Raw genomic sequence first — 17378 nt, forward strand, 5'->3', positions numbered from 1 at the left:
TAGCGAGCCGATATTCCCGGTCGGGGGCGGAGTCCGGCTGGTTACGAATTTCTTGCCTTCTGGTCAGTCGGCGGAAGGCGGACCTCGGTCAGGAAGAACTCGTCGATTCTGCGCACCACCTCGGCGAACTGATCGAGATTGGCGGGTTTGGTGACGAAGGCGTTGGCCTGCAGGTCGTAGCAGGCGGCGACATCCGCTGCCGCGGCCGACGCGGTGAGCACGACGACGGGGATCGACCGTAGATCGACATCGGCCTTGAGCTCGGCGAGTACCTCCCGGCCGTCCCGGCGCGGGAGGTTCAGGTCGAGCAGGATCAGGTCGGGTCGCCGCGCCATTCGGCCCGCTCCGAGGGTGCGTAGATACGTCATCGCGGCCACCCCGTCCGCGGCCACCCGCAACTGCGCCGGCACTCCCTGGTCCAGTAACGCCACCTGGATCATCAGGGCATCGCCGGGATCATCCTCCACCAGGAGAACTTCGGTCGGAGCCGAATCCGGCACTGAACCTCCTCACGCCCGGATCTGCCTTCATTCGCTCTCGTAATACCATTTCGCGGGAAGTGGCCGCCGGCTCCGGGGAGCCCCCTCGCCACCCGCGGGCCCGCCGTGGCCGGGCCCGCCATCGGCCAGCGCACCGCGTCCCGAGGCCCCACCGACCGGCGGGGCCGCCGCGTGGCGGGCCGCTCACCGGCACCGGTCGTGAGAACGCCGCCGGAGATGCGCGTCGGCGGTGGGAAAGCGGCCGGCTCCGGGTATAACCGGATCACCGGCGACCAGCGGATCAGAAGGGCAGCCGATTTCCGGGTGGCGCCGCGTCGCGGTCGGCTGCGACTGCTTCTCGCGCGCCGCGGACCACGGCAGACGGCCGAAAGGCGGGTGTGGCAGTGGAATGTGGCGAACCGGTCCTCTGGGGAATCTCCTTCGACGCGACCCCCATCTCGGGCGTGGTGGTCGAGTTCGTGAAGACTGCCCGGATTCTCCACCAGCGCGGCTACCGCGTCCACCTCGACCTCGGGTACGACGTGAAGGCCGACAAGAACGCGTTCTTCCAGCCCTATCGGGACGAGGCCGCGCTATTGCCGGACTGGGTTCGACTGGCCCGGATCGACGGGCTCGACGCCACGCCGGGATATGACGCGGATTTCGTGACCGCCGTGCTGCGGGAGGTGGTCCAGGCCGGCGATGAGCGGCTCGTGCCGCAAATCGACACGGTCGCCGAACAGATCAGTCGCCGTGTCGTCGACACCTGGCGGCGGCACAAAGTCTCGTTCGTGCTGGTGGAGAACGGCACACTGCCGGAGAACATCACTTACACCCGGGCGCTGTACCTGGCCATCGAACGGTACGGGCGCGAGGAGGGGTTCGGCCGATTCGTGCTCTGGCGCGACCACGACCTGATGTGGCAGAGCGAGCCGGGCGCGGGCAAGTACGGAACCTTTCCCTACCCGCACGCGGTCGCCCCCGTCGACTCACCGCACATCCAGTATCTGGTCCAGCACGCCGAGGCCCGCCGCCGGATGCTGCACTGGCAGCCCGACCTGCGTCACCTCGCGGTCCTGCCGAACACGTTCAGCGCGCCGCCGGCCGCCGTCGACGAACACAACGCCGGTTTCCGTCGGGACCACGGCATTCCGGCGCAGGCGATCCTCATCGCCCGTCCCACCCGCCTCATCCCGCAGAAGCGCATCGACCGCGACATCCATCTCCTCGCGGCACTGCTCGCCCATCCACGGCTGCCCGACGACATTCACCTGTTCGTCACCGGCGACCGGGTGGAATCCCCGACCGAGTACGCGCGTCTCGCCGCGTTCGCCCGGCGGCTCGGGGTGGCCGACCGGGTGGTGTTCGGCGGCTGGCTCGCCCCGCACGCCGGCGAGGTGGGTCGACCGGCGGGGCGCGGTTATTCGGTGCGGGATCTGCTCGCCCACGCCGACCTGGTCTCGTTCCTGACCTCCGGCGACTACGAGAGTTACGGCAATCCGATCGGGGAGGCCATCGCCGCCGGCGTCCCGTACATCACCACCGGCTATGACCTGTACGACGCGGTGTACGGCAGCGCGGGATTCCAGGCGCCGGTGATGGATCTCGCGGCCGGCGACCTGCCGACGCCGGACTTCGTCGACGCCGTCGCGGACCTGCTCGTCGACGCCGAGACGCGCCGGCGGACCGTCGCCGTCAACCGCCGGCTCGGTGCCCGACGCCTCGCCCGCAGCCGTCGCCAGGTCCGCGACCTGCTCGACGGGATGGTCGGGCCGGCGGCGGCACCACGGCCCACGCCGATGGACGCCGGCATCCGGATGAGCGTCGTGCTGCCGGTCTACAACGAGGCCGCGAACCTGCCGGCGGTGCTGGCGTCGCTGCACGGCCAGTGCGGCGACGACGGGACGCCGCTGCGGGACAGGGCGCCGTACGAGGTGGTGGTCGTCGACAACAACTCCACCGACGCCACCGTCGACGTCGCCCGCGGGTTCGCCGCCACGCATCCCGACCTCCCCGTCCAGGTGATCCATGAGGGCGAGCAGGGGGTCGCCTGCGCCCGCCGGGCGGGCATGCAGTTCGCGGTCGCGCGCAGCCGGGCCCGGGCCGAGGCCGAACCGGCCCGGCGGTTCTACCTGGTCTCCGCGGACGCGGACTGCCGGGTCGACCCCACCTGGCTGTGGGAGCTGTTCGTCGCCATGGAGGCGGGAAAGGCGGCGATCGGGGTCTGTGACTACTACTACCGTGCCGAGCATTTCGCCGGCCGGCCGCGGCTGTGGGCCGCGATCGACCGGACCCTGCGCTGCCGCGCGGTGACCTTCCGCCTGTTCGGCGGCTTTCCCGACGGAAAGGGCTTCGCGGTCGAGCGCGGCGCGTACGAGAAGGTCGGCGGAATCGAGATCTTCTATCAGGTTCAGGACGGCCGGTTCGTCCCGCACCTGTCCGACGACTGGGATTTCGGCATCGCGGTGCGGGGATCCGGCGAGGAGATCGTGTACGCCCCGAGATCGCGGGTCGAGATCAATCCCCGGCGGGTCGACCACGCCCTGGACGAGGTCATCGCCGGCCGGGCGTACGGCCACGGCGGCACGATCGTGATGCGCGACATCCGGGACCCCGACCTTACCGTCGACGGAGCCCGGGACCTCACCGCGGCGCAGGCACGGCAGGCGTGGGAGTTCTCCGTCAAGGACTTCACGCCGAAGAACACGATCCTGCCCGTCCTGCTCACCCCGTCCCTGCTCGACGACGCCGCCGTGGCGGATTTCTTCACGCCGTCGTTGGCCCGGCGGCTGGGCCGCCGCAGCGCCGAGATCATCGCCGAGATGCGCGTCGTCGACCTCACTCCGATCCACGCCTACAAGACGCCGAGCTACCGGTTGTACTTCGAGTTCGCCGACGAGATCTTCGCCCGGCTGCGCGCGACGGCGGGGTCGGACATCGGCCGTCCACCGCCGCTGCCGACCTGCCTGCGTGAGGTGCCCACCGGCCGTTTCCGGGAGTTCGTCCGCTATTACTGCGAGGACCGGGAATCGGGCGCGGCCCACGACTACTTCGGCAACGGCGGGGTGTTCTGATGACGATCGTCGGCGAGAACGCGGAACTGGCCTCCCTGCGGGAGATCGACCCGTCGTACCCGACTCCGACGGTGCTGTCCGTACTNGGCGCGCCGCAGAACCGGGAACTGCTGGACTACGTCGCCCGGGATCCGTTCGGTGCGCACGTCTTTCCCGGCGATCTGGCCGACCATCCGCCGGAGCTTTTTCTCGCCGACCTCGCCGACCAGCTCGTCGACACCGCGCCCATCCACCTGTGGTCCTACATTCCGACCTGTTCCTACCGCTGCCGGTTCTGCCAGTACCCGACGGTCCTGATCGCCGGTGAACCCGCGGTGGCCGCGGCCCGGGCGGCCCGGTGGGTGGATCTGAACATCGCCGAGGCTCGGCTCTGGCTCGACCGGGTGCCCACCCTGGCGGCTGCGCCGGTCGGCGAGTTCAACGTCTTCGGTGGCACACCGTCCCTGCTGCCCGCATCCGCCATCCGCAGGCTTCTCGGGTTCTACCGGGAGAACTTCGGCTTCACCCCCGACACCGCGATCCGGTTCGAGGGCGATCCGAGCAGCCTCACGGCCGAGCAACTGGAGACACTCGCCGAGCTCGGCGTCACCAAGCTGTCCTGCGGCGTGCAGTCCTTCGACGACCGGGTGCTGGCGCAGTCCGGCCGGCCGCACACCGGCGCGCGGTGCGTGGAGTTCATCCGGGACGCCCAGCGGCTGGGGTTCGCCTGGATCAGCGTCGACCTGATGTACGGTCTGCTGGACCAGACCGTCGACAGCGTCCGCCGGGACCTGGACGTCGTCGTGGACACCGGACCGACCGCGGTGGTCTGCACGAAACTTCACCTGCGGCCCTATGCCGAGACGAGGACCGGGGTCGCCGGGGAGCGGCCGGCGGCCTGGCAGATTCCCGCCTACCGCGACCGGCTCGTTGCCGCCGGCCATCGTTGGCCGACGCTCGGCGAGCAGTACCAGATGCGTGAGGTGCTCACCGACGGGCTGGCCGGCGCCGGCTATGCGGAGCATCCGACCATGTACTTCGCCCGCGCCGGGTTCGGTCCCGAAACCTGGAAGTCGATCATGGTGGATCAGGACCGGCAGGAGGCCGAGGTGGCGATCGGCCTCGGCGGCAGCTCGAGCTGCCGTGCCTCGGAGGCGATCACCGAGGTGGCCTGGGGGCGCTACACCGCGGCCATCGAGTCCGGCCGGCTGCCGCTGGCGTCCGCGACGTCGTTCTCGCCGGCCGCCCGTGAGTCACGGGCGGTCCGGATGGCCCTGTCCACCCTGCAACCGCTGCGTGATCGCCTGCACCGCGCCCGGTTTCCCGGCAGCTCCCTGCTCGCCGAGCCGTGGCGGGGCCGGTTCCGCGCCCTGGCGGACCGCGGGCTGGTCGGCGTCGACGAGTCCGCCGGGACGGTGACGCTGACCCGGGACGGCCGGACGCTGGTCGAGGCGATCATCAACACCGCCCTGTGACGGGTGGGTCGGGGCGCCCGGCGGTCAGCAGTGCACGGTGTGCAGGAGGGCCGAGACCGCGGCGAGTCTCAGCATGATCAGTTCGTTCGCGTCGAGGATGTGCCGCAGCCCGTCGGGTTGGGCGAGCTGGTCCGTCAGCCGGATGCGCATGGACCGGTCGTAGGCGATCCGCCGGCCGGGCCCGGCCCGCTTCGCGGCGTACATCGCGAGGTCGGCGGCGTTCAGCAGCTCCTCTCCGTCGCCCAGCTCTTCGCCGTCGCCCAGCTTGGGGCCGGACAGGGCGAGGCCGACGCTGCCGGTCAGCACGATCGGGCGCTCCCGCAGCTGGGTCGGTACCGCCAGCGCCGCGAGCACCCGGTCGGCGATCGCCGCCAGATCCGCGATGCTGGCCACGTCCTCGCACAGGACGGCGAACTCGTCGCCGGCGAGCCGGCCCACCACGTCACCGGGTCGCACCGCCTGTCCCAGCCGGACGGCGGTGGCCCGCAGCACCTCGTCGCCGGCCTGGTGTCCGAGGGTGTCGTTGACCGCCTTGAAGCCGTCGAGGTCGATGAAGAGCACCCCGACCCGGCGGTCGTCGTGGCGGGCGCGGCGCAGCGCCCGGTCGAGGTGGTCGAGCAGCGCGGTGCGGTTCGGCAGCCCGGTGAGGCCGTCGTGCAGGGATCGATGGCGGATCTCGTTCTCCATCCGAAAGCGGATGGCCGCCGATCCGAGCACCGCGGCGACGGAGTGGAGGAACCCGGCGTCCTGCTCGGTGAACGCCTCCGCGCCCGGCGGCCGCCGCACCTCGATCGTCGCGAGGACCTGGTCGGCCCGCCCGACCGGGACCGTCAGACCGTCCGCTGTGGCCTCATCCGCGGTGTTGGGCGGGACGCGTCGATCCACGCGGGCGAGCAGGCCACCCCGCTGTCCGTACTCGTCCACGTCGTGGGCCTGCACGAGGTCGGCGCCGAGATGGTCGGCCAGTGCTGTCACCGCGCGTTCCCACAACGCGGCCGGAGACTCGGCCTCCAGCGCCCGCTGGCCGAGGTCGGCGATCACCGCCTGTTCGGCGGACCGGACCCGCAGGTTCGCCACGGCCTGCTGTCGTTCGGTGATGTCGGTGACCACCGCGGCGACGGAACCCACCTCGCCGCTGTCCGGGATGGGCACGAGATGCACGTCGAGGCAGCGGCCGAACACCTCCACGATCTCGTTGACCCGCTCCCCGGCCAGCGCCCTGCGCATGATCGAGATGGCCTGGGGAAGATCGGCGAATATCGTGAAGATCGAGGACTGGCGCGCCTCCCACAGCCCCGCCGCAGCCTGCGGATTCACCGTCCCCTCGCTCACCAGGACCCGGCCGTCGCGGTCCGCCAGGAAGATCGACACCGGGGTGTTCTCCACCACGAGCCGGAGCCGGTTGTGCGCCGCGATCTCCTCGGACACGTCCTGGAGATGGGCGAGGAAGTACTGTTCCCCGTCGGGATCGGTCAGCAGCGCGATGGTGGACAGGGCGTGGACGACGGAGCCGTCCGGGCGCAGCAGACGCAGCATCATCCGGCTCCGGGACCGACCCGTTGCGAGCCGCAGGCGCGCCTGCGCGGTCCAGCGTTCCCTGTCCTCCGGGACGGCGATGTCCTCCCAGGTCAGGCCGATGACCTCGGACTCGGTACGGCCGAGGACGGCGCAGGCGGCCGCGTTGACGCGCCGGATGCGATGGTCCAACGCACCCGTCTCGGTGACCGCAATGTCCAGTACCTCGAAAAGGTCCGGACGCTCCCCCTGCGTCACGACCACTCACCCACTCCGCCCGACCCGTCCCGAGGGCCTTCTACCCGATCGCGCCCAAGGTAATCAGTCAGACACAATGCGCATCACCGGTGAAGATATCGGCGATAAGCCGTAGGTCACCGGGGTTTGACCAGTTCCTCGTCGCCGGTCGCGACCGGGGAGGTCGGAGGCGCTCGCTACAGTGATTCTCGGCCGTGATCGGATCCTCGGCCGTGATCGGACCAGTCGCACGGGGAGATCGACAGGATGGATGTGGCGAAGGCGGTCCGCCGGGTGATCCCGGGGGATCCGGAGACGGCGCGCGACCGGGTGATGGTGCCGGCACGCTCGCTGTGGCGCAGGGCCTGGGCCCGGCGCGGCATCGACATCACCTCGTCCATGGCGACGAGATCCTGTCTCGTGGTCGCCCCGCACCCCGACGACGAGACGTTGGGGTGCGCGGTGGCGATCCTGCGCAAGCGGGCCGCCGGCACCCCGGTCACGGTGGTGATCGTCAGTGATGGCTCCCGCGGGGAGCCGGCGACGCTGCCGCCGGCGGAGCTGGTCGAGCTGCGCAAGGCGGAGACACGCCGGGCCTGCGCCCTGCTGGACGTCGACGAGTCCGACGTGCTGTTCCTCGGATTCCCCGACGCGGAGCTCACCGAGGAGGTGGAGGCCGTCGCCGCGCGGCTCGGCGAGCTCATCGGCGCCCTCGCGCCCGAGCAGATCCTGGCACCGACCTCCTGCGAGGGGCATCCGGACCACGACGCGACCAACGAGGCGGTCCGCCGGGCGGTGGCGGCGACCGGGTACCGCGGCCAGGTGCTCGAATACACCGTCTGGCTCTGGACGCACTGGCCCTGGACCCTGGGGTACGGGTCGGCGGGCTGGTCGGCGCAGCGGCTGCTCGTCCAGCCGGTCCATCGGTTGCGGGAACGCCGCCCGTTGCTGGTGGACGCACGCGGCCTGCGGGCGCGCCAGCGCCTGGCCCTCGCGGAGCACGCCACCCAGGTGGGGGAGGGGGACGCGGAGCCCGACGCCGCCGCGCCGGTGACCGGCTCGCTGCTCGCGACCCTGCAGAGCCCGTACGAGGTCTACGTCGACGCGGGGGCGCTGAACCACCTCGACTTCGACCGTCCGTGGCGGTCCGACCCCGGCGCCGTCCGACCCCGGTAGCGTCCGGCGCCGGTAGCGGCGCCGGCCCGGCGACGGGCCCCGGGCCGACCTGCACCGCCCACCGGGGCGGCCGGTCGGCCGGTCGGCCGGGGCGCCGCCTCAGCCGCGGGGGGCGGGCCAGTGCCGGCGCCGTTCCCCGGGCAGGTCGGGGTAGAGGGCGCCGGTGGCCGGGGGGCTCGACCGGCGGCGTTGCTGCGGCAGGTTCTGCGCCCCGAAGTGCGCGATGGCGCGCCGGTACGCCTCGACCTTGCGCCGGGCGATGGCCGCGGGTTCGATCTCGACCACGCCGAGACGCCCCCGGGCCCCGAACGCGCTCGCCCGCGCGGGGTCGAGCAGGAACGGCGCCAGCGCGTCGGCCAGCGGCGCCGGATCGCCCGCCGGAACCGAGCACCCCGCCTCCCACCGCTCGACGAAGGGCGCGACCCCGGCCTGGTTCGTGGTCACCACCGGCCGCCCGGCCGCCATCGCCTCGGCGGCGACGATCGAGAAGCTCTCGAAGCGGCTCGGCACCGCGACGACCCGGGCCCGCCGGTAGACCTCCTGGAGCTGGGCACCGGACAGGTGGCCGGTGAACTCCACGTCCAGCCCGAGTTGGAACGCCCGGCGGGCCAGCCACTCGCCCGAGGAAATCCCGTCGATCTCACCCGCCGAGCGCCCCGCGAGGACCAGCCGGTGCGACACCCCCGCCGCGCGCAGCCGCGCCGAGGCGTCGAGCAGGACGTCCACCCCCTTGAAGGCCTCGAGCCGGCCCACGCAGGCGATGGTCGGCGTGGTATCGGCGACGTCGGGAACGCTCTGCCATGGCTCCGCGTCGAAGGGGTTGGGAATCACCTCGACCTCGCGGTCATCCAGCCAGCCCTGCTCCCGCAGCGTGTCGACGAGGAGCTGGGACGGGGAGGTGACCACGTCGGCCCGGGCGGCCGAGATCCGGTCCAACCGGTCGGCGAGCAGACCCTTCGTCCCGATCGGCTGGCCCGAGAGCCGGACCGTGAGCATGGTCGGGCAGTGCAGGTGGATGGCCAGCGGCACCGAGTGGCGCGCCGCCTGGATCAGGGCCCGGGTCTCGCCGTCCTGCGTCTCGATCACGTCCGGTCGCAGCCCGAGCTGACGTGTCCAGAGGCTGTAGGACAGCGGGAGGCTGGCGCGCAGCGTCAGCGAGTCACGCGGGTACAGCGGCCCTCGAAGCTGGGCTCCGACCCTTCCCAGCGCGCGGCTGACCGGCACCCGCAGTAACGGGCGTCGGTGGACGTGCACCCCGTCCTCCACGGAGTCGGCGATCTGGTAACCCTGCGCGCACAGCACATGCACCTCGTGGCCGAGCCGCGCGAGTGCCGCGGCCAGTGCCGCCGTGTAGGTACCCGCACCGTCCCAGACGACCGGCGGGTACTGCTCGCAGAAGAAGAGAATGCACAGTCGCTGTAAAGAGAGCAATGACTCCGCCACGTGGTGTCCCCGATTCCGCCGTGCCGTAACGAGAGAGTGCGAAGAATATCGCCAATACGTTACTTGGTGGACGGGTCGCGCGTCCGTGTGGTCCGCTGGTTCCGACGAGTTTGAGGGAAACTTAAGGTGACGAGTTGGGGCTGGTACCCCGGTCGTGCCGGTCGCGGCGGTTGCGGGGGGTGGTCCCCGGACGCGCCCGCGCTTGCCGACGAGCGAAAGTTAACATTCGCGTAAGGGTGGAGTGTGGCCAGGCGGTCCGGCGGCCAGCCGGGTCGGATCGTAGGTCTTAGTTACGGTTCAAAGTGGGACCTATCGTCCCTTTCGGCTCCTTGGTGTGGAGAGGGCCGGCGGCGGCGGAGTTCGACGGCCGGGCCGGCGGCGGAGTTCGGCGGTCTCGTCCGTGACAGGCACCGTTGATCCCGTGCCGTTGATCCCGTGCCGTGAGCCGACCGCGGTGCGCGGATCCGGCGGACCCCGGCAATCAAACAACCGCGGGCGGGTGCGCTCTTCCCGCCGGCGGGCTGGAAGTGAACCGTCAGGAGCGGTCGAGGTCCAGGTCGAGCATGCGGATGGCGTTGCCTCGCATGATCTTGTAGATCTCGTCGTCGGGGACGCCCGCCATGAGCCGCTCGGCCACCTCCCGGGTGTTCGGCCAGGTGGAGTCGGTGTGCGGGTAGTCGGTCTCGAAGGTGATGTTGTCGATGCCGACGTCGTGCCGGGATCGGACGCCGAAGCGGTCGTCGAAGAAGCAGCCGAAGATGCGATTGTGGTAGTAGTGCGAGGGCGGCTCGGGCAGGCCCCCGTCGCCGAGCCAGGAACGGGCGTCACGCCACTTGGCGTCGATCCGCTCCAGCAGGAACGGAATCCAGCCGATCTGCGACTCGGAATAGGCGAGCTTCAGGTTCGGGTAGCGCACCATGAGGCCCGACCAGAGATAGTCCGACATCGAGGCCATGGCATTGTTGAACGCGACGGAGGCGTTCACCGCGTGCGGCGCGTCCGGCGACGTCGACGGCATGCGCGAGGACGACCCGATGTGCATGCACACGACGGTGCCGGTCTCGTCGCAGGCGGCGAAGAACGGGTTCCAGTAGCCGGAGTGGATGCTGGGCAGGCCGAGGAACGGCGGGATCTCGCTGAACGCCACGGCCCGGACGCCGCGGGCGGCGTTGCGCCGGACCTCGGCCGCCGCGAGGTCGGCGTCCCACAGCGGGACCAGGCACAGCGGGATGAGCCGCCCGCCGGAGTCGCCGCACCACTCCTCGACCATCCAGTTGTTGTAGGCCTCGACGCAGGTCAGGCCGAGCTCGCGGTCGTCGGTCGCCTCGTGGAAGGTCTGACCGCAGAACCGGGGGAACGTCGGGAAGCACAGCGACGCCTCGACCCAGTTCACGTCCATGTCCGCCAGCCGGGCCTTCGGGTCGTAGCAGCCCGGCCTCATCTCGTCGTAGGTGATCGAGGTCAGGGACATCTCCTCGCGGGCGAAGCCGACCGCGGCCGTGGTGCGCTTCTGGACGAAGACCAGATCCTCGAAGACCCAGCAGTCCGCCGGACGCCCGCTCGGGTCGAAATCGTGCGCATATCTGGGGCCGGGGCCGACCACCCGGATTCCGGCGACCCCACGACGCTCGACCCGGGGGCCGCGTTCGCGAAACTTCGCGGGCAGCCAGCTCTGCCACAGGTGGGCCGGCTCGACGACGTGGTCATCGGTGCTGACGATCCTCGGGAGTTCGATCCTCGGGAGTTCCATGCGCGCCTCGCAGCTCTCCGAACCGGCGGATGAGCCCGACCGTAACGTCGGCAAGATGTCGCTTACCTGTCGAGCCGCGACTCGTATCCGGATAAAGCTGACTTTGTCTGCACGAAAAGCCCGGATCGTTCCGGGCCCGTCTTCTGCTCGCGGAACGCTGACATTTGACCGAGGAGTCGGGATATCGTCCAGCATCCGCAGAGTGACACGCGACACACAGCCCATCGCAATTCGTGTACTTCGCGACCGTCGTCGCGAGAGGAGCTGGACATGCGGGCAGACACGCAGGCGCAGCGGGCCCAGGATGCCGGTGCCGAACTTCGCCGGGAGGTGCGCCTGGACGGCCCCGTCGTCGTGGTGGCCGACGGCGCCCGGCCCGACGCCGAGGCGCTGGCCCTGCTGGCGGGCCGCGAGCGGTGGCGACTGGTCGAGGCCGGGGGAGTGGACGCCGCCCGCCGCGCCACCTCGCTCCGCAAGGCGTCGCTGATCGCCGTCGTCACCGACGACCCACGGTTCGCCGTCGAAGTGACCCGCGCAATGTGCCGCTCCTGCGACGCCCCGGTCATCGTCGTGGGCGACCTCGACCCGATGATCCGGGTGCGCGTGCTCACCGACGGGGCGGACCTGGCCCTGCCGACCGGGCTGGACCAGTCCGCCGTGGGGGCGCAGATCATGGCCCTGCTCCGCCGGGTCAGCGACACCTGGGAGCCGACCGTGCGCTACCTGAGCGCCGCCGAGCTGCAGGTCGACCTGTGGGCCCGGACCTGCCTGCTGGGCGGGGCGGAGCTCACCCTGTCGCCCACCGAGTTCCGCCTGCTCGCGTACCTGANGCGCCACCCGCACCGGGCCCTGCCGCGGTTCCGGATCGTCCGCACGCTGTGGGGCAGTGCCGGCGGGCCGGGCGACACCAACGCCCTGCGCATCCAGGTCTCCCGGCTCCGCAACAAGATCACCATTGCGGGGCGGCCGACACCGCTGATCCGCGCGGTGCGCGGCGTCGGGTACGAGTTCACCGAGAACGTCCTGGAGATGGGCGACGACGTCAGCGGCGCCGCCGCCCGGCTGACGTCGCTGACGATGCCACGCACGGTCCTCGACATCGCCCGCCGGCTGCCCCGCGCCTCGCAGACCGCGGCGGCGGAGTTCCTCACCACCACGCTGGTGACCAGTTCCGCCTGCGACGCCGCGGCGATCTTCCGCCGCGGCGGCGGGCTCATGCACCTGGTCGCCGAGCGGGGCAACACCGCGCGGTGGCGGGAGCTGATGGCCGGCGGCGTGCCCTTACGGTCCAGCTTCGCCCAGGTCCACGCGTTCGAGACCAGCCAGCCGACCCAGATCGCCGACATCGTCGGCGGCGCGCACGGCTACCGCGAGACGACCCGCGCGCTGGCGGCCGACGGCTTCCACAGCTGCCTGTTCGTCCCGATCTTCAACGGCCCCACCGCCTGGGGCGGGCTGGGCCTGGCCAGCCGGTCCCGCCGCCCGCTCGACCCGGCCGTCACGACCTTCGGCGTGGCGATCGCCGCCATGTTCTCGCTGGTCATCCGGCCGGCGTCCGAACTGGCGGGATGACCGCACTGGCGGGATGACCGCACTGGCGGGATGACCGCGGGCCGGCGGTTCACCGGGCCGGCGATCGAACGTCAACCGACATCTTCCCGGCGGTAACGTCCCGCCCGAGGAGGACGATCGATGACATTCACGAACTCCCAGAGCAGGGTCGTTCCCGCACCGGTCCGCGCCGCCGACGCGCACGCGCCCACCCGCCTGAGCCACCTGGCCCTGGTGACGCGAGACGCCGCCGCCACCACCGCCTTCTACAGCACCGTGATGCGGATGGAACTTGTGGCCGCGGTGATGCACGAGCGGGTGCCGTCGACCGGGGACACCATGCCCTACCTGCACATCTTCTTCCGGATGCAGGACGGGTCGACGGTGGCCTTCTTCGAGGTTCCCGACCTGCCCGCCGCGGCGCCGGCCCCTCATCCGGCCCACGACGTCTTCCGGCACATCGCGCTGGAGGTGCCCACCACCGACATGGTCGACGAATGGCGGGAATGGGTGCGCGGCCACGGCGTCGACGTTCTCGGTCCGGTCGACCACACCATCATTTACAGCATCTACTTCTACGATCCCGACGGCAACCGGCTCGAGATCACGACGCCGTTGGTCGCCGACTGGAACGACCGGCCGACCCGGGCCCGCCGGACACTCGAGGCGTGGACGGCGACGAAGGAGCGGGCCCGCCGCGACGGCACCGAGGTGTCGGCCGCGCTGCACGACCTCGTCGTCACCTCCGAGTCGACCACCCTTGGCTGAGAGCCGCCGGATGCTGTACGAACTGCGCCGCTACGAGCTGTTCGGCCACAACCGCGACGCCCTCCACGACCGGTTCGCCGACCACACCGTGCCGCTGTTCGACCGGCACGGGTTTCGTCAGGTCGGCTACTTCGAGACCGTGATCGGTGACGGCCCCGACCTCACCTACCTGCTCGCCTGGGACGGCCTCGACGAACGCCAGCGAGCGTGGGCCGAGTTCCACCGGGATCCCGAGTGGGCCGAGGTGCGCCGGCGCAGCACCGCCGAACACGGGCTGCTCGTGGCGAGGACCCACAGCAGCATCCTGCGCCCGCTGCCGTTCTCGAACCTGCGCTGACGCCGTCCGGTGCGACCGACGACGGCATCGGTGTACCGAGGCGGCTCAGCCCGGCAGGTAGGCGGTTCCCGCCAGCAGCCGCCGGGCGGTGCGCAGCACGCCCACCGACACGATCTTCCCGGGCGAGGTGCGGACGGTCACGGTCAACGCGCCCCTGGGATGGGTGATGCGGACCGAACCCGGGTCGCCGCTGCGGGCGGCGGCGAACGGCAGGGTGCCGGCGGTGCGGGCGGCGGCGGCCGTGCACAGCGCGGTGGTGATCGGGCAGGCGTGGTGGGCGCGTCCCAGGGACATCGCCCGGACCACGAGATCGGCCGCACCGTGCCGGTCCCCGGCACTCGCCCCGTGGCCGGGGACGGCTTCCGCGGGCGCGGTGGGTCCCGCCTGCGGCGACGGGGAGACGATGGTGAGCCGGGGCAGGACCGGGGAGCCGACCGCGGCCGCGGCCTCGTCGGCCGCGAGCCCGATGCGGACGGCGCCGGCGGCGCGGATGGACTCCAGCCGCGCAAGTAAGCCCGGCGTGGCGTTGAGCGCGACCGGCGCCTCGTCGCCGCGCAGCCCGAGGTCCGCCGCCCGGACGAACACGATCGGCGCCGCCAGGTCGACGAGCGACACCTCGATCGGGTTGCCGACGCTCGGCGTGAGCACGTCGCGCGGTCGGCCGGTCGGCAACAGCGCCCCGGTGACCGGGCCGGACGGGTCGAGGTACTCGGTCAGCACCGCCAGCCCCGTGGTGGGCATCCCCGCGAGCCGTGCCTCCTCCCGCCAGTCACCCTCCCGCCAGTCACCCTTCTGCCAGTCGCGGCGGGTCGGCGGGGCCGGCACGAGGGCGTCGATGCGCTGCCCCACGTTGCGGTTGAACATCCGCACCAGGCCGGGTCGGGCGTCGCCGGCGAGCAGGCCCTCCTCCAGGGCGTACACCGCGGCGGCCGCGGTGAGGTTCCCGCAGTTGCCGGCGTAGTCGACGATCGGACGGTCGATGCCGACCTGGACGAACAGGTAGTCGATGTCGCAGCCCGGGTGCTCGCTCGGCCGGACCAGCACCACCTTGCTGGTGCTCGAATGCGTCCCGCCGAGCCCGTCGAGCTGCATCGGGTCGGGCGAGCCCAGCAGGGCCAGGATCGCTCGGTCCCGCTCGGGCCCNGCGCCGGGCAGCGCGTCGTCGGAGACGAACACGCCCTTGCTCGTACCGCCGCGCATGAGCACCAGCGGGATCGCGGTGGCCGTGCTGGGGGTCATTCCTCCTCCGTTCGCCGCGACAGCCGATGTTAGGCCGCCGCCGGCCCGGCGGCGGCGGACTCGGGGGCGCTGGCATCGAACCGAAAGGGTTCCGCGCATACCGTGCTGCCGCGGGCAGGGCCTGCGCGCAGGAGGACCGGGCGAAAGGGGGAGGACGTGGCGGGATCGGAGACCGGGGCGGGTTCGCTGGGCAGGTTGTTGAACCCGGCGTCCGTGGCCGTCGTCGGCGTGAGCGAGCGGCGCCCCATGTCCAATGTCGCCGTGGGCCACCTGCTCGCCGCGCCCGTCGAGCTGCACCTGGTCAGCCCCCGACCTGGCAGCGCCTACGGGCGGGCCACGGTCGCCAGCCTGCGGGCGGTCGGCGGGCCGGTCGACGCCGTGCTCAGCCTGGTCGGCGCGGCGGGGTCGGTGGGCGTCGTCGAGGAGGCGGCGCGGCTCGGGTGCGGCGGGGTGGTCGTCGTGGCCAGCGGGTTCGGTGAGGCCGGCGACGAGGGCCGCGAGCGCCAGGACCGCCTGGCGCGGGCCGCGGCCGGCGCCGCCCTGCCGGTGTGCGGGCCGAACTGCACCGGCCTGGTGAACGTCACCAGCGGAGTGTCGCTGTTCACCGGGACGGCGGTGGCGGTGCCGGCCGGCGGGGTCTCCCTGGTGTCCTCCAGCGGGTACCTGATGCGCGCGGTGATGGCGGCGGCCCGCGAGCGCAACCTCGGCCTGCGCCTGGCGATCTCGGCCGGCAACGAGGCGGTGACGGTGCTGGCCGACTACCTCGACTTCCTCGTCGCCGATCCGCTTACCCGCGTCATCACCGTCGTCATCGAGAAGCTGCGCGACCCGGCGTCGTTCTTCGCCGCGGTCGACCGCGCCCGGGCGGCCGGCAAGCCCGTCGTCGTGCTCAAACTCGGCCGCAGCGAGCGGGCGCGCGCCATCGTGCGCTCGCACACCGGGGCGCTGACCGGCGAGAGCTGGGTCTACGACCTCGCCTTCCGCGCCGCCGGGGTCGTCGACGCCCGCGACGTCGACGACCTGATGGACCGGGCGGCGATCCTGGCCCAGCTCCCCGCGCACCGGCTGCGTCCGGTCGAGCGGATCGCCGTGATCGCCTCCTCGGGCGGCGTCGCCGCGCTGGCCTCGGACGTGCTGGCCGGCGGGGACGTCGAGACGCCGGAGCTGACCGAGATCGCCGACGAGGTGCGGGCGATCATCCCCGGCGCCGAGGTGGTGAACCCGCTCGATCTGACCGGCTTCGTCATGGCCCGGCGCGAGTCGCTCGACGCCGTGCTGCGGACCTATCTCGACGCCGAGGCGCTCGATGCCGTCGTCGTCACCTGGTGGCTCGACGAGGAGGACCGCGAGCGGGCGGAGGTGCTGCTGGGACCGGCCCGCGAGGCGGCGAGGCGCGCGGGCAAGCCGGTCGTGCTGACCACCGTGCAGCAGTCGCGGCTGGGGTCGTGGACCTCGACGGCCGGTGGGCCGGGCCTGGCCTTCGCCCGCGGGCTCGGCGGCGCGGTGCGCGGCCTCGCCGCGATCACCCGGCACCTGTCGCCGCAGCCCCGCGCGCGCCGTGCGGCCCCGCCGCGCCCGATTCCGCCGCCGCGGCCGGGCGACGTGGTGCGAGGCGACGCCGGGCCGATGCTGTCGTTCGCGGCGACGATGACGCTGTTGGCCGAGCGCGGCCTGACCGTCGCGCCGTGGGTGGTCCTCGACGATCCCGCCGACTGGCCGCCCCGGGCCGGTGCGCTCGGCGACGGCGCCCAGGTGGTCGTCAAGCTGGCCGACGTCGCGCACCGCACCGAGCTGGGCGCCGTCCGCCTCGGGGTCGCGCCCGGGGAGGTGGCCGCGGTCGCCGCCGAGCTGCAGGAGATCGCCGCGGCCCACGGGGTGCGGCGCACCGTCGCCGTGCAGGGCCAGCTCGCCGGCGCCGGCGAGGCCTTCGTCGGCTTCCAGGCCCGCACCGACCTCGGCCCGGTCGTCGTGGCCGGCCTCGGCGGCATCCTCGTCGAGCTGACCCGCGCGGTCGTCGGCCGGCTGCTGCCGGTGGACGGCCCGGGCGTCGAGTCGATGCTGGACGAGCTCGGCGGGGCGACCGTGTTCCGGGGGCTGCGCGCGGCGGGCGGCTGGGACCGGGCGGCGCTGGCGAGGGTGGTACTGGCCGTCGCCGAGCTGGGGGTGGCCGGCGCGGACTGGATCGGCTCGATCGACGTCAACCCCCTGATCTACTCGCCGTCGGGCTGCGCGGTCGTCGACGCGCTCGTGCTCGTCGAGGAAACCGCTGCCGTCGCTGGAGCTGCTGTCGCCGCTGGAAGCTGACGTCATCGCTGGAAGCTGACGTCATCGCTGGAAGCTGACGTCGCCGCCGGG

General features: G+C 72.2%; 10 protein-coding genes and 4 pseudogenes. 8 read left to right on the plus strand and 6 right to left on the minus strand.

The window, feature by feature from the left end:
- Positions 1-41: 41 nt before the first annotated feature.
- Complete coding sequence (locus UK82_RS15760; RefSeq protein ID WP_044888205.1) at positions 42-500, minus strand: response regulator; 459 nt, start codon at positions 498-500, stop codon at positions 42-44.
- Positions 501-877: 377 nt separating this feature from the next.
- Here UK82_RS15760 and UK82_RS15765 point away from each other — a divergent pair, with 377 nt between their 5' ends.
- Positions 878-3553 carry a glycosyltransferase gene (locus UK82_RS15765; RefSeq protein WP_055407892.1) on the plus strand — a complete coding sequence of 892 codons (2676 nt, stop codon included), beginning with the start codon at positions 878-880 and terminating at the stop codon, positions 3551-3553.
- Between the two features lie 86 nt (positions 3554-3639).
- A pseudogene (locus UK82_RS15770) lies at positions 3640-5007 on the plus strand (radical SAM protein); the annotation flags it as partial.
- Positions 5008-5031: 24 nt separating this feature from the next.
- Here the strand turns inward: UK82_RS15770 and UK82_RS15775 are convergent.
- Positions 5032-6786, minus strand: a complete 1755-nt coding sequence (locus UK82_RS15775) for a sensor domain-containing diguanylate cyclase (RefSeq protein WP_052681456.1) — start codon at positions 6784-6786, stop codon at positions 5032-5034.
- 240 nt (positions 6787-7026) lie between these two features.
- Here UK82_RS15775 and UK82_RS15780 point away from each other — a divergent pair, with 240 nt between their 5' ends.
- Positions 7027-7935: a PIG-L deacetylase family protein gene (locus tag UK82_RS15780; protein ID WP_044887930.1), complete on the plus strand. Its 909-nt coding sequence runs from the start codon at positions 7027-7029 to the stop codon at positions 7933-7935.
- A gap of 99 nt (positions 7936-8034) precedes the next feature.
- On the opposite strand, the gene UK82_RS15785 is transcribed toward UK82_RS15780, so the two are convergent.
- Together UK82_RS15785 and UK82_RS15790 are read right to left on the minus strand one after the other, a co-directional pair.
- Entirely contained in the window at positions 8035-9378 is a 1344-nt protein-coding gene (locus tag UK82_RS15785; RefSeq protein ID WP_044887931.1) for a glycosyltransferase family 4 protein, read from the minus strand.
- A gap of 535 nt (positions 9379-9913) precedes the next feature.
- Positions 9914-11128, minus strand: a complete 1215-nt coding sequence (locus tag UK82_RS15790; protein WP_044887932.1) for an amidohydrolase family protein — start codon at positions 11126-11128, stop codon at positions 9914-9916.
- Positions 11129-11800: 672 nt separating this feature from the next.
- Between UK82_RS15790 and UK82_RS41515 the strand changes: the two are divergent.
- The 4 genes and pseudogenes from UK82_RS41515 to UK82_RS15805 all read left to right on the plus strand — a co-directional run.
- A pseudogene (locus UK82_RS41515) lies at positions 11801-11957 on the plus strand (hypothetical protein); the annotation flags it as partial.
- 1 nt (position 11958) lies between these two features.
- Positions 11959-12700 (plus strand): annotated as a pseudogene (locus UK82_RS38105) (winged helix-turn-helix domain-containing protein); the annotation flags it as partial.
- Between the two features lie 120 nt (positions 12701-12820).
- Positions 12821-13447, plus strand: a complete 627-nt coding sequence (locus UK82_RS15800; RefSeq protein ID WP_044887934.1) for a VOC family protein — start codon at positions 12821-12823, stop codon at positions 13445-13447.
- Positions 13448-13457: 10 nt separating this feature from the next.
- Positions 13458-13784, plus strand: coding sequence for an NIPSNAP family protein (locus UK82_RS15805; RefSeq protein WP_044887935.1), 327 nt, complete (start codon positions 13458-13460; stop codon positions 13782-13784).
- A gap of 45 nt (positions 13785-13829) precedes the next feature.
- On the opposite strand, the gene UK82_RS15810 is transcribed toward UK82_RS15805, so the two are convergent.
- Positions 13830-14927: PrpF domain-containing protein (locus UK82_RS15810; protein WP_236705985.1), on the minus strand; the 1098-nt coding region annotated here is incomplete at its 5' end.
- A 1-nt stretch (position 14928) separates the two neighbouring features.
- Positions 14929-15122, minus strand: a pseudogene (locus UK82_RS42030) (hypothetical protein); the annotation flags it as partial.
- A 57-nt stretch (positions 15123-15179) separates the two neighbouring features.
- On the opposite strand from UK82_RS42030, the gene UK82_RS15815 reads away from it, so the two are divergent.
- Entirely contained in the window at positions 15180-17327 is a 2148-nt protein-coding gene (locus UK82_RS15815; RefSeq protein WP_044887937.1) for an acetate--CoA ligase family protein, read from the plus strand.
- Positions 17328-17378: the final 51 nt, after the last annotated feature.

The organism is Frankia sp. ACN1ag (assembly GCF_001414035.1).
In the GTDB taxonomy this organism is placed as follows: Bacteria; Actinomycetota; Actinomycetes; order Frankiales; family Frankiaceae; genus Frankia; species Frankia torreyi.